At 63.9% G+C, this 22,905-nt stretch carries 21 protein-coding genes; 8 read left to right on the forward strand and 13 right to left on the reverse strand.

The window, feature by feature from the left end; genetic code table 11:
• Nucleotide 1 precedes the first annotated feature (1 nt).
• The 5 genes from ACWAT4_RS25455 (at nt 2) to ACWAT4_RS25475 (ending at nt 3,382) form a co-directional block, all read left to right on the forward strand.
• Nucleotides 2-928, forward strand: a complete 927-nt coding sequence (locus ACWAT4_RS25455) for an alpha/beta fold hydrolase (RefSeq protein ID WP_212302421.1) — start codon at nt 2-4, stop codon at nt 926-928.
• A complete protein-coding gene (locus ACWAT4_RS25460) occupies nt 925-1,527 on the forward strand; it encodes a hypothetical protein (RefSeq protein ID WP_449728351.1) in 603 nt (200 codons plus the stop codon). Before ACWAT4_RS25455 ends, ACWAT4_RS25460 begins: the two co-directional genes overlap by 4 nt.
• An 82-nt stretch (nt 1,528-1,609) precedes the next feature.
• Nucleotides 1,610-2,257 carry a CoA transferase subunit A gene (locus ACWAT4_RS25465; protein ID WP_449728352.1) on the forward strand — a complete coding sequence of 216 codons (648 nt, stop codon included), beginning with the start codon at nt 1,610-1,612 and terminating at the stop codon, nt 2,255-2,257.
• A gap of 4 nt (nt 2,258-2,261) precedes the next feature.
• Nucleotides 2,262-2,912, forward strand: coding sequence for a 3-oxoacid CoA-transferase subunit B (locus ACWAT4_RS25470; protein WP_212302418.1), 651 nt, complete (start codon nt 2,262-2,264; stop codon nt 2,910-2,912).
• Nucleotides 2,913-2,923: 11 nt separating this feature from the next.
• Nucleotides 2,924-3,382 carry a MaoC family dehydratase gene (locus tag ACWAT4_RS25475; protein WP_449728353.1) on the forward strand — a complete coding sequence of 153 codons (459 nt, stop codon included), beginning with the start codon at nt 2,924-2,926 and terminating at the stop codon, nt 3,380-3,382.
• A gap of 171 nt (nt 3,383-3,553) precedes the next feature.
• On the opposite strand, the gene fabI is transcribed toward ACWAT4_RS25475, so the two are convergent.
• The 4 genes from fabI to ACWAT4_RS25495 are packed head-to-tail and all read right to left on the reverse strand — an operon-like array spanning nt 3,554 to nt 8,779.
• On the reverse strand, nt 3,554-4,342 hold the full coding sequence (fabI, locus tag ACWAT4_RS25480) for an enoyl-ACP reductase FabI (protein ID WP_449728354.1): 789 nt from the start codon (nt 4,340-4,342) through the stop codon (nt 3,554-3,556).
• Nucleotides 4,339-5,553 carry an acetate/propionate family kinase gene (locus tag ACWAT4_RS25485; protein WP_449728355.1) on the reverse strand — a complete coding sequence of 405 codons (1,215 nt, stop codon included), beginning with the start codon at nt 5,551-5,553 and terminating at the stop codon, nt 4,339-4,341. The genes fabI and ACWAT4_RS25485 overlap by 4 nt, the downstream gene beginning before the upstream one ends.
• A 5-nt stretch (nt 5,554-5,558) precedes the next feature.
• The gene (locus ACWAT4_RS25490) at nt 5,559-6,521 is read right to left on the reverse strand and encodes a phosphate acetyltransferase (protein ID WP_249148845.1); all 963 of its coding nucleotides are present in this window, start codon (nt 6,519-6,521) and stop codon (nt 5,559-5,561) included.
• Nucleotides 6,522-6,550: 29 nt separating this feature from the next.
• Nucleotides 6,551-8,779, reverse strand: a complete 2,229-nt coding sequence (locus ACWAT4_RS25495) for a DUF3141 domain-containing protein (protein ID WP_449728356.1) — start codon at nt 8,777-8,779, stop codon at nt 6,551-6,553.
• 163 nt (nt 8,780-8,942) lie between these two features.
• Between ACWAT4_RS25495 and ACWAT4_RS25500 the strand changes: the two genes are divergently transcribed.
• A complete protein-coding gene (locus tag ACWAT4_RS25500) occupies nt 8,943-9,479 on the forward strand; it encodes a GNAT family N-acetyltransferase (protein ID WP_449728357.1) in 537 nt (178 codons plus the stop codon).
• Nucleotides 9,480-9,482: 3 nt separating this feature from the next.
• Here ACWAT4_RS25500 and ACWAT4_RS25505 read toward each other — a convergent pair whose 3' ends face one another.
• The 6 genes from ACWAT4_RS25505 to ACWAT4_RS25530 form a co-directional block, all read right to left on the reverse strand.
• The gene (locus ACWAT4_RS25505) at nt 9,483-9,938 is read right to left on the reverse strand and encodes a hypothetical protein (RefSeq protein WP_449728358.1); all 456 of its coding nucleotides are present in this window, start codon (nt 9,936-9,938) and stop codon (nt 9,483-9,485) included.
• Nucleotides 9,922-10,839 (reverse strand): DUF2950 domain-containing protein, encoded by a 918-nt coding sequence (locus ACWAT4_RS25510; RefSeq protein WP_212425605.1) that lies wholly within the window; start codon nt 10,837-10,839, stop codon nt 9,922-9,924. Before ACWAT4_RS25510 ends, ACWAT4_RS25505 begins: the two co-directional genes overlap by 17 nt.
• Nucleotides 10,836-12,539 (reverse strand): DUF3300 domain-containing protein, encoded by a 1,704-nt coding sequence (locus tag ACWAT4_RS25515; RefSeq protein ID WP_449728359.1) that lies wholly within the window; start codon nt 12,537-12,539, stop codon nt 10,836-10,838. The genes ACWAT4_RS25510 and ACWAT4_RS25515 overlap by 4 nt, the downstream gene beginning before the upstream one ends.
• Nucleotides 12,540-12,774: 235 nt before the next feature.
• On the reverse strand, nt 12,775-14,658 hold the full coding sequence (locus ACWAT4_RS25520) for a sensor histidine kinase (RefSeq protein ID WP_449728360.1): 1,884 nt from the start codon (nt 14,656-14,658) through the stop codon (nt 12,775-12,777).
• Between the two features lie 102 nt (nt 14,659-14,760).
• Nucleotides 14,761-15,993: an HlyD family secretion protein gene (locus ACWAT4_RS25525; RefSeq protein ID WP_212302407.1), complete on the reverse strand. Its 1,233-nt coding sequence runs from the start codon at nt 15,991-15,993 to the stop codon at nt 14,761-14,763.
• Nucleotides 15,986-16,411: a hypothetical protein gene (locus ACWAT4_RS25530; RefSeq protein ID WP_212302623.1), complete on the reverse strand. Its 426-nt coding sequence runs from the start codon at nt 16,409-16,411 to the stop codon at nt 15,986-15,988. Before ACWAT4_RS25530 ends, ACWAT4_RS25525 begins: the two co-directional genes overlap by 8 nt.
• 162 nt (nt 16,412-16,573) lie before the next feature.
• Between ACWAT4_RS25530 and ACWAT4_RS25535 the strand changes: the two genes are divergently transcribed.
• Together ACWAT4_RS25535 and ppk2 are read left to right on the forward strand one after the other, a co-directional pair.
• Nucleotides 16,574-17,026: a hypothetical protein gene (locus ACWAT4_RS25535; protein ID WP_212302406.1), complete on the forward strand. Its 453-nt coding sequence runs from the start codon at nt 16,574-16,576 to the stop codon at nt 17,024-17,026.
• Nucleotides 17,027-17,051: 25 nt separating this feature from the next.
• Complete coding sequence (gene ppk2, locus ACWAT4_RS25540; protein WP_212302405.1) at nt 17,052-17,852, forward strand: polyphosphate kinase 2; 801 nt, start codon at nt 17,052-17,054, stop codon at nt 17,850-17,852.
• Nucleotides 17,853-17,923: 71 nt separating this feature from the next.
• Here the strand turns inward: ppk2 and ACWAT4_RS25545 are convergent, their stop codons facing one another.
• The 3 genes from ACWAT4_RS25545 to ACWAT4_RS25555 are packed head-to-tail and all read right to left on the reverse strand — an operon-like array spanning nt 17,924 to nt 22,848.
• Complete coding sequence (locus tag ACWAT4_RS25545; RefSeq protein WP_212302404.1) at nt 17,924-18,358, reverse strand: hypothetical protein; 435 nt, start codon at nt 18,356-18,358, stop codon at nt 17,924-17,926.
• 17 nt (nt 18,359-18,375) lie between these two features.
• On the reverse strand, nt 18,376-20,076 hold the full coding sequence (locus ACWAT4_RS25550) for an aspartate:alanine exchanger family transporter (RefSeq protein ID WP_449728361.1): 1,701 nt from the start codon (nt 20,074-20,076) through the stop codon (nt 18,376-18,378).
• An 18-nt stretch (nt 20,077-20,094) separates the two neighbouring features.
• On the reverse strand, nt 20,095-22,848 hold the full coding sequence (locus ACWAT4_RS25555) for a decarboxylase (protein ID WP_212302402.1): 2,754 nt from the start codon (nt 22,846-22,848) through the stop codon (nt 20,095-20,097).
• Nucleotides 22,849-22,905 lie beyond the last annotated feature (57 nt).

Here is a 22,905-nt window from a genome sequence, read left to right on the forward strand (position 1 = left end):
GATGCCTTTCCTCAGCCACGGCTCGTATCGGATACGCTATGAGCTCGACGGGCCGACGGGGGCGCCTGCCTATGTGCTCGTGAACGGGCTTACGCAATATTCCGAGTTGTGGAGCGCCTATCGCGAGGCCCTGCTCGCGCGACGCTTTCGCGTTGCGACGTTCGATCTGCTCGGCCAGGGCGCTTCGGACAAGCCGACGCTCTACATTAGCCAGGACGACCAGGTCGCCGCATTGCGCCTGCTGATCGACGAGCTTGGGGACGGTCCGATCTTCCTGAGCGGCATCAGCTTTGGCGGCCTGATCGCGCTGCGTTATGCAATCGAGCATGGGAAGCGGCTATCCGGGCTCGTACCGATGAGTTGCTTTGCAGAGCTGTCGCCCCAGCTTTCTCTGCTGGGCAACGCCCTGCGGACCGGACTGATCCTCGGCGGCACTGGTTATCTCCAGGACCTCCTGCTGCCGATGAACCTGTCGGACCAATGGCTGAAGCCGCTGCTGGACAAGCTCGACAGCGTCAAGCGGCAGGGCTGGCTGGTGAACGACGTCTACGCGCTCCAGAACCTGATGGAATCCTTCCTCGACTTCCGGCCGCTCACGCCGCGCCTGTCCGCGATCTCTGTTCCGACAATGATCCTCAACGGCGAGTTCGATTTCCTCACGCCGCGCGCTCTTCACGAAACATTGCGCGTCGAGATTCCCAACAGCTCGTTGGTGATCATTCCGAAAGCCTATCACGCCTTCACGCTGGAGAAAGGTGCGCTGACGGCCGATCTGCTTGCGCGCTTTGCCGAGGATGTGCTGGCCGGGCGCTGGCAGGGCAATCAGGCTGTCTGGGTGGCGCCGGACCAGCCCGGCGGTGAGCTTACGCCGTTTCCCGCCGGCTACGATCATCTGCGCGCCATCCCTGTCAGGCGAGCACGGCCATGAGCGGCTTCCTCGGTCCTCTCGATTTGGATGGCCGCATTCCACCGCACCAACAGACGCGGGTCGCCGCATTCCTGATCTCGGCCCATGGTGCGCTCGCGCGGCAATTCGCCTTCACGCTGCCCGCGAGGCTCGACGCGGCATGGCAAAGCGAATTGAACGCGCAGTTTTATCGCGAGAGCGAGATCGTATCGCTGCTGCTGCGCGCCACCTCCTGGGTGCCGGATCTATCGCTGGGATACATGGTCGCGTCCTGGGAGGCCGCATGGTTGCCTGCGCCGGTCGAAGGGATCGCAGACCCTCGCCTTGCCCAGGCGGTGCACCTTGCAACGCTCGCCCATGCCGTGCATGCCGGCATCCGGCCGGCCGCGTTGCTTCCGGTCGAGGCCAATACGCAGGATCCTTTCGTCATGGCGCTGCGCCGCATCGAGTTCGAGAGCGGCCGGCTGCTGCAGGCCCAGATCCTGTTTCTCAAGAGCGCGGATCTTGCGCCGCATCGGGACGTCGTGAGTGCGGCGCTCGCGCAACGTCACGCCGGCGTCCGCAAGCTCTGGCGCGAATTGCTCGGCAGCATCGGCATCGACGCGCCCGGAATGGAATGATTGGAAGCCTTGATGCAGATCAAGGGAGGATCGTCGCCGGGCACCAACATCCGGACGCTGCCGCCCGACCGGGAGTTCGATCATGAAGGCCGTTTCCGTCGAAGAAGCCGTTGCGATGATTCCGGCGGGCGCCAGCGTCATGGTTGGCGGATTCATGGGCGTCGGGACGCCGGAGCGCCTGCTCGACGAAGTGGTGCGCCAGAACAAGACGGGCCTGACCCTGATCTCGAACGACGCGGCGACGCCCGGCAAGGGCGTCGGCAAGCTGTTCGATCAGGCGCTGGTGTCGAGGCTGACCGCAACGCATATCGGTCTCAATCCGAAGGCGCAGCAGCAGATGCTGGCGAACCAGATCGCCGTCGACCTCGTTCCGCAAGGCACCTTCGTCGAGCGCATCCGCGCCGGCGGATGCGGCCTCGGCGGCGTGCTGACGCCGACGGGCGTCGGAACGCTCGTCGCCGAAGGCAAGCGCCAGATCGAGGTCGACGGCAAGCCGTTCCTGCTGGAGACCGCACTGCGCGCGCAATTCGCGCTGGTGCACGCCTTCCTCGCCGATTATCTCGGCAACCTCGCCTATGCGCTGACCTCCCGCAATTTCAATCCGGTCATGGCCATGGCGGCCGACACCGTGATCGTGTCAGCCGAGCATATCGTGCCCGTTGGCGTGATTGCACCCGATCACGTCGTCACCCCCGCACCTCTTGTCGACTATCTCATCACCAACGGGTGACATCATGGATCCGCAGATCGTCATCGCCCGGCGCGTCGCCAAGGAGCTGAAGAGCGGCAATCTCGTCAACCTCGGCATCGGCATTCCGACCCTGGTCGCGAACTATGTCCCATCCGATCTGAAGGTCTTCTTCCAATCGGAGAATGGGCTGATCGGCACGGGGCCGATTCCCGAGCAGGGCATGGCCCATCCGACGCTCACCGACGCCGGCGGCCGCCCGATTAGCGCGCTGCCGGGCGCTTGCGTCTTCGACAGCGCCATGTCGTTCGGGCTGATCCGCGGCGGCCATGTCGACGTCACCGTGCTCGGCGGCCTTCAGGTCGACGCGCAGGGCCATCTCGCCAACTGGATGATCCCAGGCAAGATGGTGCCGGGCATGGGCGGCGCGATGGATCTCGTCAGCGGCGCCAAGCGCGTCATCATCGCCATGCAGCACGCGGCCAAGGGCAAGTCGAAGATCGTGGCGAAATGCTCGCTACCGCTGACCTCGGCGCGCCCGGTCCATCTGGTCGTCACCGACCTGGCCGTGATCGGCTTCCCCGAGGGCAAGGCGACGCTGCTGGAAACCGCGCCCGGCATCAGCGTCGGCGAGGTCCTGGCGCTGACGGAGGCGGAACTGGCCATTCCCGATCATGTTCCGGACATGAGACTCTGAGCAGGACGACCATGCGGATATTCAGCGACTTCGCCGAGATCAAGTCGGCGGTAGGCACCGAGATCGGCGCCAGCGATTGGACCGAGATCACACAGGAGCGCATCAACCAGTTCGCCGAGGCGACCTGCGACGAGCAATGGATCCATGTCGACCAGGAGCGCGCGAGCAAGGAGATGCCCGGTGGCAAGACCATCGCTCATGGCCTGCTCTCCCTCGCCCTCGCGCCGCTGTTCATCCGAGCGGTGATCGGCCTGAAGGGCCTGCGCAATACGCTCAACTACGGCGCGGACCGGATCAGGTACCTCGCCCCGGTGCCGGCGGGCTCGCGGCTGCGCGGCCGCGTCACAGTCGCCGAAGCCGAGGACGTGCCGCCGGACGGACTGCGCGTCAACTATCATCTCGTGATCGAGATCGAGGGCGGCAAGAAACCGGCCTGCATCGCCGAGCTGATCGCCTTGCACTACCGCTGAAACAAAAATCGGAAAACAACCCCATGCACCGTAGCCATGGGGCCGACGACACGATCATTTTCCGATTTAGCGAAAATTTCTTGACCCGTCGGGCAAAACAGGGGCAAGATGCCACCATCGGCTCATGTGCCCGGACGCTCCAACCCGGCGCGACAACACGCGGATGCGCGATCAATCGATGATGTGATAGCCGCCGTCGATATAGAGCACGCTGCCGGTGATCAGCTTGGCGCCATCGAGCGCGAGGAACGCGGTGGCATTGCCGACATCGTCGATGCTGACGAGGCTGCGCGACGGCGCCTTGGATTGCGCCTTGTCCATCAGCTCGTCGAACTCCGGAATGCCTGAGGCCGCGCGGGTCGCAAGCGGTCCCGGCGAGATCGCGTGCACGCGGATGCCTTTCGGCCCCAGCTCCGCGGCGACGTAGCGGACGGAGGCCTCGAGCGCCGCCTTCGCGACACCCATGATGTTGTAGTTCTCCACCACCATCTGGCTGCCGTAATAGGTCATGGTGAACATCGTGCCGCCGTTCTTCATCAAGGGCTCGGCCAGATGCGCCATCCGCAGGAACGACCAGCACGAGACGTCCATGGTTTTCAGGAAGCCGTCGCGGCCGACATCGACGACGCGGCCATGCAGTGCGTCCTTGGGCGAGAAGGCGATGGAATGAAGCAGGAAATCGAGCTGACCCCAATCAGACCTGATGCGCTCGAACACGGCTTCGGTCTGGCCTTCGACCATGACATCCAGCGGCATGAAAATCGGCGCTTCCAGGGCCTGCGCGAGCGGCTCGACGTGCTTCTTGGCGCGATCGTTGAGATAGGTGACGGCGAGATCGGCACCGAGCGCGCGGAACGCCCTGGCACAGCCCCAGGCGATCGACTGGTCGTTGGCGATGCCGACGACGAGGCCCTTCTTCCCCTTCAAAGCAACTTTGCTGTCCGGAAATACTGGGATCATGACACCCTCTCATTTCTGGGGTTAGGCGACTGGCCGCCCATCAGCAGCGACAGCGTATGCTGCGCGATCATCAACTCCTCGTCCGTCGGTATGACATAGACCGGGACGAGACTGGACTTCGCCGATATCAGGCGCGAATGGCGGTCGTTCGCGGCGGCATCGAGGGCCACGCCAAGCCAGCCGAGCCGCTCCGCCACGCGCGCGCGGATGCCGCTCGAATTCTCGCCGATGCCGGCGGTGAAGACGAAGGCATCGAGGCCCTGAAGCGCGGCGGCAAGCATGCCGGCATTGAGACCGATGCGATAGGTGAAGTAATCGACTGCCAGCTTAGCCTGCGGATCGGCGCTTGCCTCGAGTTCGCGCATGTCGTTGCTGACGCCGGAGAGACCTTTCAAGCCGCAGTCGCGATAGAGGAAATCCTGCACCTTCGCGGCCGTCATTCCCTTCTCCGAAATCAGGTACAGCACAACGCCTGGATCGAGCTGGCCCGGACGCGTGCCCATCGGCAACCCGTCGAGCGCGGTGAACCCCATGGTGCTCTCGACGCTCAGCCCCTCCTTCATGGCGCACATCGAGGCGCCGCTGCCGAGATGGGCGACGATCACTCGGCGTTTTGCGATCGCGGGCGCGATCTGCGGCAGGCTCCTGGAGATGTACTCATAGGAAAGCCCATGAAAGCCGTAGCGTCGCACACCTTCGGCATGGAGCTGGTGCGGGATGGCGTAGTGATCGGCCAGCGGACCATGCGTGCGGTGAAATGCGGTGTCGAAGCAGGCGACCTGCGGCACCGCCGGGAAGCCGGCGAGAATCGAGCGGATCGGCGCCAGATTGTGCGGTTGATGCAACGGTGCCAGAGCCACGAAGCGCTCCAACCGCGCCACCACGCCATGGTCGACCAGCACCGGCCGCTCGAAGTCCGGCCCGCCATGGACGACGCGGTGCCCTACCGCCAGCGGTTGAATGCGAACTTCATTCCGCAGCCACGCGCCGGCGATCTCCATTGCCGCGGGAACGTCCCCGACCGCTTCGATCGGATAGGCGCGGTCGGCCATGGGATCGCCGCCCGCCCCGTTCGCCCGCAGGCGTGGACGACTGCCAATGCCGTCTATCTGTCCCTTGATCGTGCGGCGAAGCCTGCCTTCGCACTCGACCGCAAAGACCTGGAACTTGACGCTCGACGAGCCGGCATTGACGACAAGGATGCTGTCCATGGCGCTCACACCGCAACAGCCGGCGCCTTCTGGCGCCGGGCGTGGGCATAAAGGGCGGCGACGGCGCAGGACGCCATCCGCGCCCGTGGGGTATCGGCGCGCGAGGTCAGGACGACCGGCACGCGCGCGCCGAGCACGATGCCGGCGCCGTCGGCCTTGGCGAAATAAGCGAGATTCTTGGCCAGCATGTTGCCGGATTCGAGATCAGGTACGACCAGGATCTGCGCACGGCCGGCGACCTCGGACTTGATGCCTTTGATGCGCGCGGACTCGACATCGATCGCATTGTCGAACGCGAGCGGTCCGTCGAGCACGCCGCCGGTGATCTGCCCGCGGTCCGCCATCTTGCAGAGTGCCGCCGCCTCGATCGTGGATGGAATTTTCGACGTGACCGTTTCGACCGCGGACAGGATGGCGACGCGCGGCGACTTACCGAAGCCGGCCTGGTTGTAGAGGTCAATCGCGTTCTGGATGATGTCGCGCTTGGCATCGAGATCGGGGAAGATGTTGATCGCGGCATCGGTGACGAAGATGGTCTCGGCATAGGCTGGTACGTCCATGACGAAGACATGGCTGATACGCCGGTCGGTCCGCAGCCCCCCAACCTTCGCGGTGACGGCGCGCATCAGCTCGTCGGTGTGCAGGCTGCCTTTCATGAGCAACTCACCGCGGGCGGCATGAATCAATTCCACGCCCTTCGCGGCGGCTTCGTCACTGTGCGCGGCGTCGACGATCTCGTAGCCGGAAATGTCCAACGCGAACCTGGCGGCCGTATCCCTGATCTTCCGTTCCGGCCCGACCAGCAGCGGCCGGATGATGCCGGCGGCGGTGCTGTCGACGGCGCCCCGCAACGACGTCTCGTCGCAGGGATGCACGACGACGGTTGGCGCCGGTGGGATCGCCTTCGCTGCGGCGATCAGGCGATCGTACTTGCTGGGAGAGTGCGTATTCGTCGCATCTGCTGACATCATTTCGCTCCCGATCCTTGCAACCCGCGCTACGACGCCTTCGCCTTCGGATCGAAAGGGGCAACATTCGACGCCTTTTCAGTCCCCCCTGTCGCGTCGATGCCGAACAGGCTGGCGATCTGCGCCAGCCGCCTCGCGCGCTCACCGGTGACGTCCTCGCTGGCCGACAGCACCCGTTCGATCGCCTCGAACGCGCCGTGGCGAGAATTGACGTCGTCAGGCAGCATCTTCGGAATGGCGGCAAGCGCCCCGTCACGGTCGAGCAACAGCATGAAGAACTGCTCCCGCACCAGCATCTTGAACTCGGGCAGGGTCATCCGCGGGCCACCGTGGTCCCGGCGGATCTGGCGCAGGGCCTCGATGCTACGTTCGTCGACCATCCCGCGCGCGGACCCGACATAGAGCAAGGCGCGCAGTGCAGCTTCGCGAAGACCGCCCTCGCCGATCCGCACCTTCAGTTCAGTGACCCGCTTCCCGAGCATGGCGCGATGCTCGGCGGACATCTCACGCTGCCGGGATGGTGCGGAAGTGGGATCGATCCCGACGGCCGCCTGGAGCGCCGGCGATCCATAGACGCTGAGGAAGATCGCTTCACTAAGCGCCTCCTGCGAATCGCGCCAGCTGTCCAGGGCGTGAACGATCTGCTTCGACATCTGCTCCTGGAACGCCAGGAACGGATTGTCCGCTGCGACCGGCTTGCGCTCCTCCTCGGCCTTCTCGGCCAACGATTTCACCGTGGCCATATACGGATTCTTGCTGCTGAAGAGCTCGTATTGCAGCCGCAGCGGATGCATGTTGTGAGCCAATTCCGCCATCTGCGGCGTCACCATGCCCCTGATCCAGGGCCGGACGAATTTCTGATAGGCCTTGAGATTGATCTCCGAGACGCGCTTGGCGGTCGCAAAGCGCCGCTCGTCTTCGGGCGAATTGCCGCCCATGGCGCGGATATCGTCGAGCGTCCGCGCCTCGCAGCGCATCACCCACTGCCCCACCACCAGATCCGAACTTGCGGTCTCTTCGCCCTTCGCCTCGAACGTGGCCTCGTAAAGCCCGGGCGGCAGAACGTCGATGAGGTCGATGTTGCCCGAGAATTCCGCATGCTCCTTCTTCGCAACACCACCGGACACGAAGATACCGAGATGGCCGATGCTCTTGTGCACGGTGTAGACGATGGTCTGGCCGTAGGCCCTGATCTCGTCGACGTCGGCATAGCAATCCAGAATCCAGTGCAGCGCCTGCTGCGGCGGCGTGATGTTGTCGCCCTCGGAGCAGAACACCACGATCGGCGACCTGATGTTGCGGAGATCGACCTTGCGGCCGTCGGACATCTCGATGTTGCCCGCGGCAAGATTGTTGCCGACGAACAGCTCATCGACGATGAACTGGATCTCCTCGGCATTGAGGTTGACATGACCGCCCCACCAGCGCTCGAAGTCGAGATAGCGGTCCGCTTCGGTATCGACGTTGGAATAGACGTTGTATTGCTTGGTCCACAATGTGTTCGACGGGTTCTGGTTCTCGAAATTCTGCACCAGCCACGCACCGTCGAATTTGCCGGCGCCGAGATCGGACGTCAGGGCCGTCAGCCAGCTTCCGCCGAGCAGCCCGCCCGAGTAGCGCATCGGATATTTTCCGTGCACGCCGGCCCAATAGGCGAGCGGCGCGCCGGCGATGATCAGCGGTCCGAACAGCTCAGGGCGTAGCGAGGCCAGGATCATGACGGCCCATCCAGCCTGGCAATTGCCGATCACGCAGGGCTTGCCGTCGGCATCCGGATGAAGGCTGATGACCTTCTCGATGAAGATGGCTTCGGCACGCGCGATGCGCTCGATGGTCTGACCTGGCATCGGATCCGGCAAGAAGCCGATGAAATAGCAGGGATGGCCCGCCTTCATCGCCACCCCGATCTCGCTATCGGCCTTGAAGCCGCCGATGCCGGGACCATGGCCCGCGCGCGGATCGACCACGACGAACGGCCGCCGGTCCAGGTCGATCTCGACACCATCAGGCGGAACGATGCGCACGAGCGCGTAGTTGACGGGATCGTCGAGCTTGCGACCGTCCATGATCAGCTCGGCAGTATATTGCAGAACGTGCGGCGCGGTCTGCGCGACGTGTTCCCTGTACTGATCGCCGCGGCGGCGCATGATGTCGAGGAACAGGACACTGCGCTGCCCCGCATCGATCATGTATTCGACCGCCGAAGCGACGAGCCCCGACATTGGACCACCGGGAATTTGCGCCTTGTCCATGGACATGTTTCGACCTCTCCGCCGCGCTCGACAATTGACGGCGCCGTGCAGGAGCGAACGTTGATCTAGGTCAAGATGCTCTGCCCGCTCGAAAGGCTCTCATCCTGCGCAGGCGTCATGCGGCGCGCGACTTGCTTGACGAGCCAATTGCTGCCGGAGCGACATCGGCATGTCACAAATCGCAACCTACCGCGCACCGGCGGTATTGAAGGACGGTACTCCGGTCGAGATCCGCGCACTTCGGCCGGGCGACGAAGCAGACATGCTCGCGGCGATCGATCGCACCGGCCCGAGTTCCCTACAGAGTCGATTCTTCGTGATGAAGCGACACTTCTCGGAGAAGGAGCGCGCCTTCTTCATGGACGTCGATTTCAACAACCACGTCGCGCTGGCCGCCTGGGTCGAGGAACAGGGGCGTCCCGCCATCGTCGGCGGTGGCCGATATGTGGTCACAGATCGCGGCCGGGCCGAGATGGCCTTCGTCGTGGTGGATGCCTGGCAAGGGCGCGGGATCGGCACCCTGTTGCTGAGGCATCTCATCGACATTGCGCGGGTGCATGGGATGCGTGAACTCACGGCCGAGGTTCTGTCCGACAACGCATCGATGCGCAAGGTGTTCGCGAAGTACGGTTTCGGACCTGCGCGGAGTGAAGAACCGAGAACCGTGCGCCTGGTTCTCGATCTTGCCGCTGCGCGGCCCGCGTGAGCCTCATCTCAAGGCGATCGTGATCTGACTGATATTGGCGGCGAGTTCGAGGCCCGCCTTTGGGCCTTGCAGCACGATGGTCACACCCTTCTCGTTGCGGAGGTGAACACCATTGACGCCGCCCACCAGCGCAAAGCCGCCGCCGACCGAGCTATAGGTGCCGGCGAAATCGCCGACCTCGCGAATCCCTGAGGCCCAGCCATCGAACCGGCCGACGGTAGCACCGACCGTGATACCGAAACTCAGGCCGCTGATCCTAAACGGATAGGTCTTGCCGCGGTAGGTCAGCACACCGCCGCCCGCGCCGCCTCCGATCAGGAGGCCGGCCTTGACGATTTTGGCACGAACTTGCGCAGCCGCCTGCGCAAAAGACGGCGTCGGCGCTGCGAGACCGAGCGCGAGCAGCGTGAGCGCGATCAAGCGGAACTGGCGCGTCCGCCCTTCAGGGCTTTGTGGCATCGACCTTCTTCCAGGTCTCGTCGGGATCGAACAGCGTCGTACGCTCTGCAGTGAAGGCCGTGCGCTTGCCGAGATCCTTCTGGTAGACGGTGCCGGCATGGTTGACGAGGAAGGTCATGATGCCGGAGTTGCCGTATTCCGCAGGCCAGGCGATCAGGCCGAATCCGCCGATCATCTTGCCCTTGACGACGTAATTGAGCGCGCCGCCGGGCGCATCCCGGCCCTGCCCTGTGAGGATGTGGAAGTAGTAACCGTGATAGGGCACAGGTCCGACATCGCCCGCGCGATAGCCCTCCTTCGAAGCCTCGGCTGCCAGCGCGCCGAGCGGGCTCGGATCGCTATCGTCGCGCCAGAACAGACCATCCTTCTTGCCTGGCGAGGAGACGATGCGCTGGGCATAGACACCGGCGCCCTCGCCGCGATCCTTGTCGGCGTATTCATTCTGCGCGTCGACGAAGGCGAGCGCGGTCTGGATCGCATCGAGCTCGTTGCGGCCGATGCGCCGGCGCAGCACCTCGATGCGTCCCTGGTCGGTGTCGAACGCCCAGCCGGTCCTGGTGTTGACCAGCGGAATCGGGAACGGGAAGTCGTCCGGCCCGAGCATAAGGGTCGCGGTCTTGTTGCCTTCCGCCTTGATGCCATGCTTGGCGTCGTACAACGACGAGAAACGCGCCTGGATGTCCTTGTCGGCGATCTCGTCGCCGGATGAGACGATGTCCTCCGCGTTCCTGCCAAGCACTTTGAGGATGTCGCTTGGTCCGCTCTTGATCGCGGCGGCGAGCGCAGCCGCGGCGTCCTCGGGCGTCTTGTAGGATTGCTGTGCCTGAGTTGCAGAGCCAAGCAGCGCCAGCGCCGTGAGGCCCGGCAATACGGCGCGGCGAAAAGCTTTCAACCCGGTCATGGCGTCACCTCCGCGGGGATCTTCGCGCCGCCGGCGAGCCAGTCGCGGTAGCTGCGGAATGTCAGGCCGAGCTTTTCATACTGGACGCGCAGATAGCCGTCGCCGCCGCGACTCACGGCATCAGGCATCACCTGCTCGACCTCCTGCGCCATCACGCCGACATAGGCCTTGTCGCTGCCGATGTAGCTGAAGCGGTAGTAGCCGAGACCGTTGGAGAGATGACCGAGCAGAACGATGTCGTGCTTCAACGCGATGTCGGAGCGCCGGCCTCCACCGCCGCCGCGACCGCCTCCTCCAAAACCGCCTCCGCCGCCGCCACGCATCGCCATTCCGCCCCCGCCGCCGCGGCCGGCCATGCTCGGACCGCCGCCACCGCGCGGCATGCTCGCCATGCTGGCGCGGCCGCGCGCGGATGCCGCGGCCGCCGAGCGGCCGGAGGACACGTTCATGGCACCGCCACGATTGGCCGCACCGCCACCGGCGCGGTTCGCAGCCTTTGCGCCGCCACCCTTGTTGCCGCTCTTATTGCTGCTCTTGGCGCCTCCCTTGGCGCGATCGCCGGCACCGGCCCGATCGCCGCCGCCCGGCCGATCGCGAGTTCCAGCACTTGCGCGATCTCCGCCCGCACGATCGCCGCGATTGCCGGCGCGATCCCCGGCCCCGCCGCGATCACCGGCGCGATCACCGGCGCGATCTCCTGCTCGATCTCCTGCACGATCGCCCGCGCGATCTCCGGCCCCTTGATTGGGCCGCAACACCTGGTTGCCGTCACGGCCGCGGAAATCCATCCGGTCCGACGCGCCGGCCCGCACGTTGTTGTTGCCGAAGCGCTGCTGGACATTGCTGTTGTTGTAGCGCACCCCGCCGCGATGGGCCGGATTGTGCTGCCAGCCGTTGCCGATGTTGGTGGTGCGATGATTGACGTAGACGTTGCGATTGCCCCAGTTGCAGCCGCCGCCCCAGTAATTGCCCCAGCGACCGATCGCCCAGGCCGTGCCGAACGCGATGCCCGCCGCAACCATGCCGGCGCCGATATAGGACGGATAGCCCCAATAATACGGCGGATACTCCGCATAGGGCCAGCTGCCGTAGACGGTCGCCGGATCATAGTAAGGCACGTACATCTCCGCGGGATCGGCCTGCTGGATCACGACGACCTGCTTGCCTTCCTGCGACTGCACGCTGACCTTCTGCTGCTTGGTGGTGACAAGCTTCTTGTTGTCATAGGCCTTGTTGCGCAGGCGCTGGATTGCGTCCATCACATCGGGCTGCTGCGCGAGGAAGGCGTCACCGAGCTTCTTGGTCCAGTCGAGCTGGTCGCTCATCATGGTCAGGACATCGGCCGTGCTGGCGAGCGCCTTGACACTGTCGTCCCAAGCCTGCTTGTCCACCTCGGTCTTCAGTGCCTCACCCTTGAGGGTCTTGCGCTCCTTCAGCCAGCGGTCGGCCTGCACCACTTCCAGCGGATAGGTCGAGGCGGCCAGCACGTTGGCCAGCAATTCATCAGGATAAAGCGCGATCGGCGCGACCAGAGCTTCGAGCTCTGCGGGCTTCAGCAACTCGGCTGACGGCGCAGGCGGGCTTGCCGGCTGCGCCTGCGCAGCCGGCGTCGCAGGTGCCGTTTGTGTCTGCGCCATTGCAGCGGGCGACGTCGCCATTGTGAACGCAAGCGCCATCAGGATCTTGCCGCAGCGGAACATGACATCCTCCTTCACCCTTTCCGTGTCGGAAGATCGAGCCGGCCCGCCGACGTTTGTTGATCGAGATCAACGAAACCGGGTCGTCGAGGCTGCTGCGGCGCGAGAGTGTTCCGAAGAAGCCGCCATCCGGCGACACGACCAGACCGCCGCCGGCGCGCGCAGCAGTCTCGATCACCTCAGCAATGTCGGCGCCGCTGCGAACGCCGGCGCCGATCAAGATCAAGATACCGCCCCGTCAGCGCGCCATCGGAAGCCGGATCGTGAACAGCGCGCCACCCGCCAATTGGTTCGACGCGGCGATCACGCCGTGATGAGCCTCGACGATGGTCTTGGCGATCGCAAGGCCCATGCCCATGCCTTGCGGCTTGGTCGTGAAGAACGGATCGAAGACGTTTTCAAGATCGGGCGCTGCTATTCCGGGGCCGGTATCGGTGATCCTGATCTCGGCCTGATGGCCGGTCCGCAGAGTCAAGACGCTGACCTCGCGCTTTCCGGTGTCCGCATCGGAGACCGCATCCATCGCGTTGATGATCAGGTTGAGAATGACCTGCTGAAGCTGGACCGGATCGCCCTTGACGTGCAGATCGGTCTGGAAAGGCATATAGGTCAACGTGATGCGACGTCCGTGGGCCACGGTCTTCGCAAGGCCGATCGCCTCGCGGACAGTATCGTTGAGCTCGATGTTCTTGACCTCGAACGGCGTCTTTTTCAGAACGGCGCGCAGCCTGCGGATCACCTCGCTCGCCCGCTGGTCGTCGCGCCTGATATCGGCAAGAATCTGCCTGATCTCGTCGAGATCGGGCGAGTTGGCCTTGAGCAACAGTTCCGCCGTCTCGGCATTGGTCAGGATGGATCCAAGCGGCTGGTTCAATTCGTGGGCGATCGACGTCGTGAGCTCGCCGACGGTGGAATAGCGATTGACGTGAGCAAGCTCTGTCAGCCGCTCGCGGGATTCCACTTCGGCGAACCTGCGACGGCGACGCTCGTGCAGCAAGCCGCTGATGAGGCCCGCCTGCACCAGGAACACGGCCGTGATCAACAACATCTGCCAGCGATAGCGTTGCCAGATATTCGGCTCCCGAAACAGAACCTCGCTATCTGGAGGCAGGCGACTTTCGCTGATGCCCCAGCGCCTCAGTTCCCGCCAATCATATTTCGGCACACCGAAGCCGATCGGCTCGTATTTGATGCTGGCCGGATCCGCTCCGCCGAGAATGCCGATCGCGGCGCTCACGGTCCTCGAAGTCGTTTCCCCCACCAGATGCATCGGTCCCCCGACGGTGCTGTCGCCAAAGAAGGGCTCCTGGTAGGAAAAGATCGGGGCGTTCGCGACCGCGTGCAGGCTGCGCAGCGCAATGTCGCTCTCGTGGGCGACCCCGGCCGCATCGACCGACATCAGCCCCCAAAACAACGCCGTATGCGGCGGCAGGGCCGATGCGCGCTTCAGTATCTCCTCGAATGACAAGTCCGAATACCAGACGAGCTCCAACCGCTCGTCAAACGATTTCAGCTCCCGCTTCACCTCCTCGATCCAGAACTTCTCGAGCGGCGAGGCTCCGATCACGATCGCAACCGACTTGGTGTCCGGCAGAAGCCGAAGGATGTTGTCGAATGCGGCCACGAAATCGTTGCGGATCGCCACGACCACGTCGTTGTCGCGCAGATCGGCGCGATCGATCAGCCGATACTCGACCGCGGAAAGGATCAGCGGCGTATTGGGGAATAGTCGCGCGCGGTATTTCTGCGCAAACCGTGCGGCAGGCGCGCCGATGCTCAACACGATGTCGGGCATTGCGCCCTGGTAGAGCGAGTGCAGATACTCGACGAACGGCGCCTCGGGACCGGGATTGTTGAAGCGCGCCGTGAGCAGCGCGTGCTCCTGGATATCGAGCGGCCAGGGCGATTGCGCCTCGAGCCCGGCCTTGATGTCGCGTGCATATTCGCTCCACGGCCGAAACTCGCGGCCGAAGGAATGCAGCACCAACACGCGCTTGAGCTCGCCGCGCCGGCTTCGCTCGACGGCCCCGGCCCGCTCGGGCGAGAGGCACAGCGCGACGAACAGGCTCAGGCACAACAGCGCGGCCGCGGCTGGCCACGGCCTGACCGAAACACTGGACATGTGCCCGCTCAGCTCCATTCCCGCAGCTTCCGACGGCTGCTTTGCGGTCAATTCTAGCGGGAAATGCGCTGCGCGGACAGGGCCGATTCCTCCGGCACCCGCTCAATGTCCGCTCAGCACCAGCGTCTGGATCGGCAGCAGCAGCGCCTGAATCCGCAGCAGCAGCGCGTGGACGAGGCCGACGCCATCGACGACATGCAGCGCGATCTTCCGGCTGGTCGGCGTGTCCTTGGCGGAGATTTCCTCATGGTTGCTGGTATAGGCGTTGACGATGCAGCTGCTGCCGGGCGTGACACCGTCGAGGCCGCCTTGGTAGAGCGGCTCCAAATAGACCAGGATGGTGCCCGGCCGGGCCGCGTTCTGGGGATCGACGAGCTGCTCGCCGGATCGGAATTGTCCGGCAGCGATGTAGTCCTGCACCGTCGTGATCACCATCGGGATGATCACCCATGGCTTCGAGATGCAGGTCGCTTCCGCAACCATGCCTTCCTTCATCACCTGCGCCTCGATCTGGCCGAAACCGGCCTGCAGGGCCTTGCGGCCCGCACCTTCCGGGACGAGAACGCCTGCCGGGCGCATCAGCTGATTGACGACGTCGCCCGGGCGCACCAGGAACTGCTCGACACGGCCGTCGACGCCGGCGCGCACGAGCGTCTTGTCGAGATCGACCTGAGCCTGGGCGAGCGTCGCTTCCGCGCTGGCCTTCTGCGCCGGCAGCAAGGTCGAGACCTGCAGCGACGCCGATTGCTTCGCGGCCGTCGCCGCATCGACGCCGGACTGACGCTGATCGACCAGGACCTGGAGCTTGTCGATGTCGCGCTGCGGAACGATCCCGGGATTTCGGCGCTGGAGCTCGCTCTTGACCTCGAGCTCGTCCTTGGCCTGCTGATAGTTGGCCTTCGCCTCCCCGATCTGCGCCTCGGCCTTGACCACATCGGCCTGCGCCGTCTGCATGGCGGCATCGACCTCGGCCACCTTGCGCCTGCCGGTTTCGACGGCGGCCTCCTGCTTCGAGCTGTCGAGCGTGAACAGCACGTCGCCCTTCTTCACCGGCGCGCTGAAGCCGACCTTGACCTCGGCGACGCGGCCCGAGCCTTCGGGCAGGATCGGCACCGTGCGGAAATAGAGCGTCGCCGACGACGTCGCGGGGTGGAAGTAGAAGATCATGGTGATCAGCGACACCGTCAGCATCAGGCAGCCGGTGATGCCCCAGCGCAGCTCGTACCAGATCGAGAAGAAAGTGATCTCCTTGCCGAAGCGTTTGCCCTGGGCGTAGCGACGATAGAGGTAGTCCGGCAGGATCGTCAGCAGTGAGCAGAACATCAGCTCAAACATGGCTGTGCTCCTTTTCCTTCAGGAGCCCCGGCTTGTCTGCCGGAGGCGGCGCGGCCGCGGTGTCTGCAGGGATTTCCTCGCCATCGGCGGCCGGAGTCGCCTCTGCAATCTTCTCGACCGACCCGGCGATGCTGCGCAGCGGCGTGCCGAAATCCGGCAGGTCGATCATCGCGAGGAGCAGGCCGGCAATCCAGAAGATGTGCATGTGCGTGAACAGCGAGATCAGGCCGAGCACCGCGACGAACTCGAACTGCAATTTTTGCGACTTGTGCGCCATCCGCTCGGGGAGGCTATGCAGCTTCCAATAGAGCGTGCCGACCCAGAGCACGGTGCCGATCAGGAATACGCCCATGACCACCATCAGCGGATCGGTGCCGCTTCCCGGCGCGAGATAGAACGGCAGATGGTGCGGGGCCATCGGATGAAGCTGGTCGCCCAATTGTCTCTCCCCGGTCAAGCGTGCACTTGCGGCACTGTGTTCGGCCAGCTTCCCAATTTGCTTGACTTGAATCAAGGGAATGCCCCCATCCGGGCATAGCGTTTTATGACGCCGTTTGCATATTCACAGGGAGCCGCAGCCATGTCCGGGCTTGACGAACTCATTCCCAGTGCCACGCAGATCCGCAAAGAGGCAGCACTCAAGGAGGCCGAGAAGGCGGAAGAGTATGTCCGGCTCGCCGCCGCCGCCGAGGCCGAGAAGCGCGCGCTGATCGAACGCCTGAGCAAGCCCTCCGGCAAGACCGAGGAAGAGAAGATCAAGCTTGCCGCGAGCGTCATCCAGCGCGCCGTGCGCAACGGCCTGACCGAGGTGATGGTCTATCGCTTCCCGAACTCGCTTTGCACCGACAAGGGCCGGGCCATCAACCAGATGGAAAAGGGCTGGGAGAACACCCTGACCGGCATTCCCAAGGAGATCTTCCAGCTCTGGACCGACTATCTGAAGCCGCGCGGCTATCGCATCGCCTATCAGATCATCGACTTCCCGGGCGGCATGCCCGGCGACATCGGCGTGACCATTGCGTGGGATGATTGACGAGCACGGCAGCGAAAGGACAGGCATGGCCAAGGACGCGCCCGCAGAGCGGATGAAGCGGAAGGAGTATGAGAAGGAGCTCAGGAAGCTCCAGGTCGAGCTGTGTCATCTCCAGGAATGGGTCAAAACCCAGAAACTGAAAGTGATCATCATCTTCGAGGGCCGTGACGCCGCCGGCAAGGGGGGCACCATCAAGGCATTGACCGAGAAGGTCAGCCCGCGCGTGTTCCGCGTCTGCGCCCTGCCCGCGCCCTCCGACCGGCAAAAATCCCAGCTGTTCCTGCAGCGTTATATCGAGCAATACCCGGCCGGCGGCGAAATCGTGATCTTCGACCGCAGCTGGTACAACCGCGCCGGCGTCGAATACGTCATGGGCTTCTGCTCGCCGGCCGAGCACAAGCGCTTCCTGGAATTGTGTCCGCTGGTCGAGAAGTTCGCGGTGGACGCCGGCATCATCCTGATCAAGCTGTGGCTCGAGGTCGGGATGGAGGAGCAGGAGCTGCGCTTCAAGGCCCGCATCGAAGATCCCCTGCGGCAGTGGAAGCTGAGCCCGATGGACACCGAGTCGTTCGGGCGCTGGTACGATTACTCGCGCGCGCGCGACATGATGCTCGAGGCGACCGACACCAAGCATGCCCCGTGGCGGCTGATCCGCTCCGACGACAAACGGCGCGCGCGGCTCAACGTCATCTCGCACATCCTGAGCACGATCCCCTACAAGAAGGTCAAGCGGGACAAGGTCAAGCTGCCGCCACGATCGCACAAGGGACGCTACAACGACCAGGCGAGCTTGCGCAGACTGAAGTTCGTCGAAGAGCGGTATTGAATCGCGCCATCCTGACATGCGAGCGGGCTGCGGTGACGCAGCCCGTTCTTCTTTTGGAGTTGTTGCCCGGCCTATTTCAGGCGGATCGTGACGCCGCCGACCGCGGCCGACACTTCCGCGCCGACCTTGGGTCCACTGAGCTGAAGGATCACGCCGTTGCCGTTCTGCAACTGCACGGCGCCGGCACCTGCGGCGACCGCGCCACCCGCTCCGCCCGCCGCGTAAGAGCCCTCGATCGACTGCGGACCCTTCAGATTGAGCGCGCGGCCGACAAGCTTCGTGGTCGAAGCTCCGACCGTGAAGCCGACGCTCATGCCGGAGACGGTGAAGGGATATTTGTGGCCCCGGTAGAGCAGCACGCCCTCGCCGCCACCGATGCCGACGATGAAGCCGCCCTTGGTGAAGACGACGGCGACCTGGCCCGTGTCGGCACGCGAGGGCGTGCTGAAACCGGCGACGATCGCAAGCGAGGCGACCAGGACAGCTCCGACAGTCACTTTTCTCATAACTTTCTTCCCCTTTTTTACTGCGCCAGCAACATCGCGAAGTAGCCGAAGATGGTGAGCAGGATGCCCGAGACGGCATATCCGACCGGGAATCCGATCCAGGGCACGGAGCTCTGGATCTCGACCGCGGCCTCGCGGCACGGGCCGGAATGCGACCGCGCGCCGGCCACGCCGCCCATCAGCACCGCCGGATTGATCTTGAAGACGTGGAGGCCGATGGCCCAGACGATGAACGGCGGGATCGTGCAGGCGATGAAGCCCACGATGAAGATCTTCAGCGCGACCGCGCCGGTGAGCTGCGCCAGCAGGCCCGCGCCGGCATTGACGCCGACGATGGCGACGAAGACGACGAGGCCGAGATCCTCGAGCACGTTTCGCGCCGCATTCGGCGTGTTGCCGAAGAAGCGCAGCCGGGAGACGACCGAAGACACGATCACGCCCGAGAGCAGCAGGCCGCCGGCGTTGCCGAGGCCGACCTTGGCACCGAAGGCCGGGAATTCGACCATACCGATCAGGAAGCCGATGATCATGCCGACGGAAAGGGTCAGGAGGTCGGTCGACGTGTTGGCGCGCGCAATACGGCCCCACATCTCGCCGAGCTCGTTGACCGCGGATTTCAGCCCGACCACGGAGACGATGTCCATGCGCTCCAGCTTGGTCTTGAGACCTGCCGGAATCTGGACACCGCCGCGCTCGACCTTGGTGACCTGTAACTGGCCGGCAATCGCGGTATCGCGGAAGGACTCGAAGGTCCGCCCTACCATCTCCTTGTTGATGACGAGGATGTCCGCCTGGTCCATGGGAATGCCGAGCGTCTTGGCGTCAGCGACCTCCGGACCAATCAAGCCCATCTTCTCGGTAAGATGCTCGGTCGAACCGCCAAGGGCGACGATATCTCCCTTTTGCAGCACGAAATCGGGATCGGCACCCTGCGGCTTGCCATTGCGCCCAACATTGACGATCCGGTATTCCGGATTGATCGCGCGGAATTTGGCGATGCTCACCCCGATCTGCGCGGGGTTCTCCAACCGGTAGGCCCGCAGGCCGAACTGACGAAAGCCGGTGAGACCACCGCCTTCAAGATCCTTGACGCCAAACTCCTGCTCATACTGCTTCGCGGCGGCCCTGGCATCAACGCCCCACCAGCGCGGCAGATATTTGCAGATCAGGATGATGCCGACGGTGCCCCAAATGTAGGTGATACCATAGGACAGCGCGATCATGCCGGAGGCCTCTTCGGGCTTCATCCCCGCGGGTAATTTGACGACGCCTGATGTGACGGCCTGTTCAGCCGAGCCGATCGCTGCCGACATGGTCTGCGAGCCCGCCAGCATGCCGCCCGCCGCGCCGACCGGCAGATCGAACAGCTTTGCGCCGATCACCACCAGAGCTAGGCCAATGATGCTCGACACCACCGCCAGAAGGCAGAACTTGAGTCCGTCCCCCCTCAGGCTGTTGATGAAGGAAGGCCCGACACGAAGCCCGACGCCGTACATGAAGAGATAGTAGAACAGGCTTTTTGCAAAGTTATTCAGCTCGAGCTTCACGCCGTAGGTCGACGACCATACCGACAGGCCCGCGCCGACCACGATGGCGCCGGCGACCATGCCGAGGCCATAACCCTTGATGCTGGCCCGCCCGATATAGACGGCGAGACCGACGACGAAGAACAGCAGCAGATACGGATAGTGCTGCAAGAACTCGAAAAACGGTTTCATGTTCGTCCCCTCCAGGACTTATGACGCGGCCTTGAGCTTCGGCTGCGCTCCAGGCTTCGGCCGGCCAAGCTTCGCCAAGGCTTCCGTGCGCACGAGCTTCAAGCCTTCCTTGGCGTCGTAGCCATGGATCTCCTTCACATCGAGCTTGCGCATGAAATCGATGGTCTCCTGAGTGATGACCTGTCCCGGCACCATGATCGGGAAGCCGGGCGGATACGGGATCACGAAGTTGGCCGAGACGAGCTCCGGACCGGCCTTCAACCGCCGGTCGATCTCGGGATCGCTGAGGCGGATGTGCTCGCAGCCCGCGACGTCATAGGCTGCGTAAAAGCCGGTCCGGATGTCGCCTTCGTTGGTCTTGGCGCCGGCGTCGCCACGGAAGCTCGGATGGAAATGCGAGAAGTTCGGCAGGTCCGGCACGTCCTTCATCAGGCTCTTGACGCGCGCCTCGAAGGTCTTGCGCGCATTTTCGCCGCCTTGCGCCAGTCCGCGATCGACCTCGCCCGCGATCTCGGCAAGAACGCGAATGAGATGCGCGACGTCGCTGCGGGTGTTGTTGATGTTGGACTGGACCAGCACCGAGTTGCGCGAGGTCTTGTTGACTTGGATGTTGTACTCGTTGGCCAGAATGCCCTTGAACTGGGTGCCGTCATAGCCGGCCATGCCACACACCAGCGTCATGCGGGTCGGGTCGAGGCAGAACTCGTCCTCGTCCAGGCTCTTGAGCGCATTCGCCCAGTTCATGCCGGGAGCGAGAAAGTCGGTGAAGCCGCTTTGCCGGAATTGTGCCGGCACCATGGCGTCGGCGCCGAGGATGCGAAAATATTTCGAGATCAGCGGATTGTTGTTGACCGCCTGGCGGATCGCAAACGCGATCTCGATCGCATTGGCGACAAGACCATAGCCTTCCAGCTCCATTTGCCGCCGTGAGATATCGAGGCTGGCGATGAGCTGCTGGTTCGGACTGGTCGAGGCGTGGGTAAACACAGCTTCCTTGAACTGCTGCTCGACCGTGTGGAATTCGACGTCCTTGACCGAGAGCATTGAACCCTGACGGATCGCCGACATCGATTTGTGCGTCGAGTTGGTCTGATAGACGCGCAGGCGGATCTGCCTCGGGTCTGGAATAAGGCGGGTCCTGAGCAGAACCTCGTCTGACGGGGTCTTGCCGAGCTCGGCCTGCTGCTTCTCATAGGCAGCCACCGACTTTGGATCGTGCATCCACGCCTCGATCTCATTGGCGGCGCCAAGACCTGTGCGACGGCGCAGGAACGGCGAGAAGCGTGCGAAGCCGAACCAGGCTTCGTCCCACAGGAAGATCAGGTCGGGCTTGATGGCGAGGCATTCCTCCATCACCCGGCGGGTGTTGTAGATGTGGCCATCGAAGGTGCAGTTGGTCAGGTCGATCAATTTGACACGGTCGAGCCGGCCATCGGCCTTGGCGCCGAGCAATGCCTGCTTGATCGTCTTGAGCGGTACCGCGCCATACATCGAATATTCCGTCATCGGGAACGCTTCGACGTAAAGCGGCTGGGCGCCGGCCAGCACCATGCCGTAATGGTGCGACTTGTGGCAGTTGCGATCGACGATCGCGATATCGCCGGGCGCGAGCAGCGCCTGCACCGCCATCTTGTTGGAGGTCGAGGTACCATTGGTGACGAAGAAGACCCGATCGGCGCCGAGCGCACGGGCCGCCTTCTCCTGCGCCTTCTTGATGTTGCCGGTCGGCTCGAGCATGCTGTCGAGGCCGCCGGTGGTGGCGCTGCTCTCGGCCAAAAACAGGTTCGGGCCGTAGAACTCGCCCATGTCGCGGATCCAATCCGACTTGAAGATCGACTTGCCGCGGGCGATCGGCAGCGCGTGGAACGTTCCGATCGGCCGCTGCGCATATTTCTTGAGATTGTCGAAGAACGGCGTGTCGTAGCGATCCTGGATGCCTTCGAGGATCGACAGGTGCAGTTCCAGGAGCTCTTCAACGGAATAGAAGATGCGGCGGACGACGTTGGCTTCGGGATTGCCGGCCAATTCCTCGACGTCGCGGTTCGAGATCATGTAGAGATCGAGTTCGGGCCTGACGCGCTTGATGATCTGGGCAAGCCGGAGCGCGGACGCGTCGGTTTCGTCGTTGAGACCGGCCGACCCCATGATCGAGCGGAGCACCGGCGCATTGTGGCGCGAACGCAGGCCAAAGCCCTCGTTGATGATCACTGCTCCGAGGTTCGGATTGAGCATCGTCGCGCAGAACGCGTCCTCCAGATTGCCGACGATGACGGGCTCATAGATGAAGGCATCTTCCGGACGGCGCAGCTTGCGCCATTCGGCCGCGAGCGCGGGCCACTGGTTTGACGACACGCCGGTCACAATCAGGGTTTCGAAATAGGGCCGGCGTGCCTTATGCCCGCCGAAGGTGGGCGATACCAGTTCAGGTGCATCGCCGTTGCCATCGTCCTTCGCGCCCCAATCGCCAGCATGCTGGCGGAAGGATCGCGTGGCCAAGGCTTGGGCAATCCTTGTCGTGAGCGCGAACGAGGTCGCCCCGTCTCCCGCGGCTGCCGCTTCCCGAAGCGCTCCCATCAATTGCGGACCGGGGTAACCGTGAAATTCCTCGGTGATGGAAAGATCGGCTAGCGCCGCATCATAGACCGCGCGATTGCCCGCGCGCGCCCACGCCTTTGCAGCTTCCACCAGATCGCGCCAGTCGTCCGCCCGGGCACCGGGACCGGAAAAGAACTGGTCGATGCGCTTTTGCGCGGCCTTGGGCTCTTTGGACATGTGTCTCTCCCGATCCACTGGAGCGAAGGTGATGCGGGATCGTGAGTGCGGCACCGG

This window comes from Bradyrhizobium sp. T-1 (assembly GCF_053592855.1).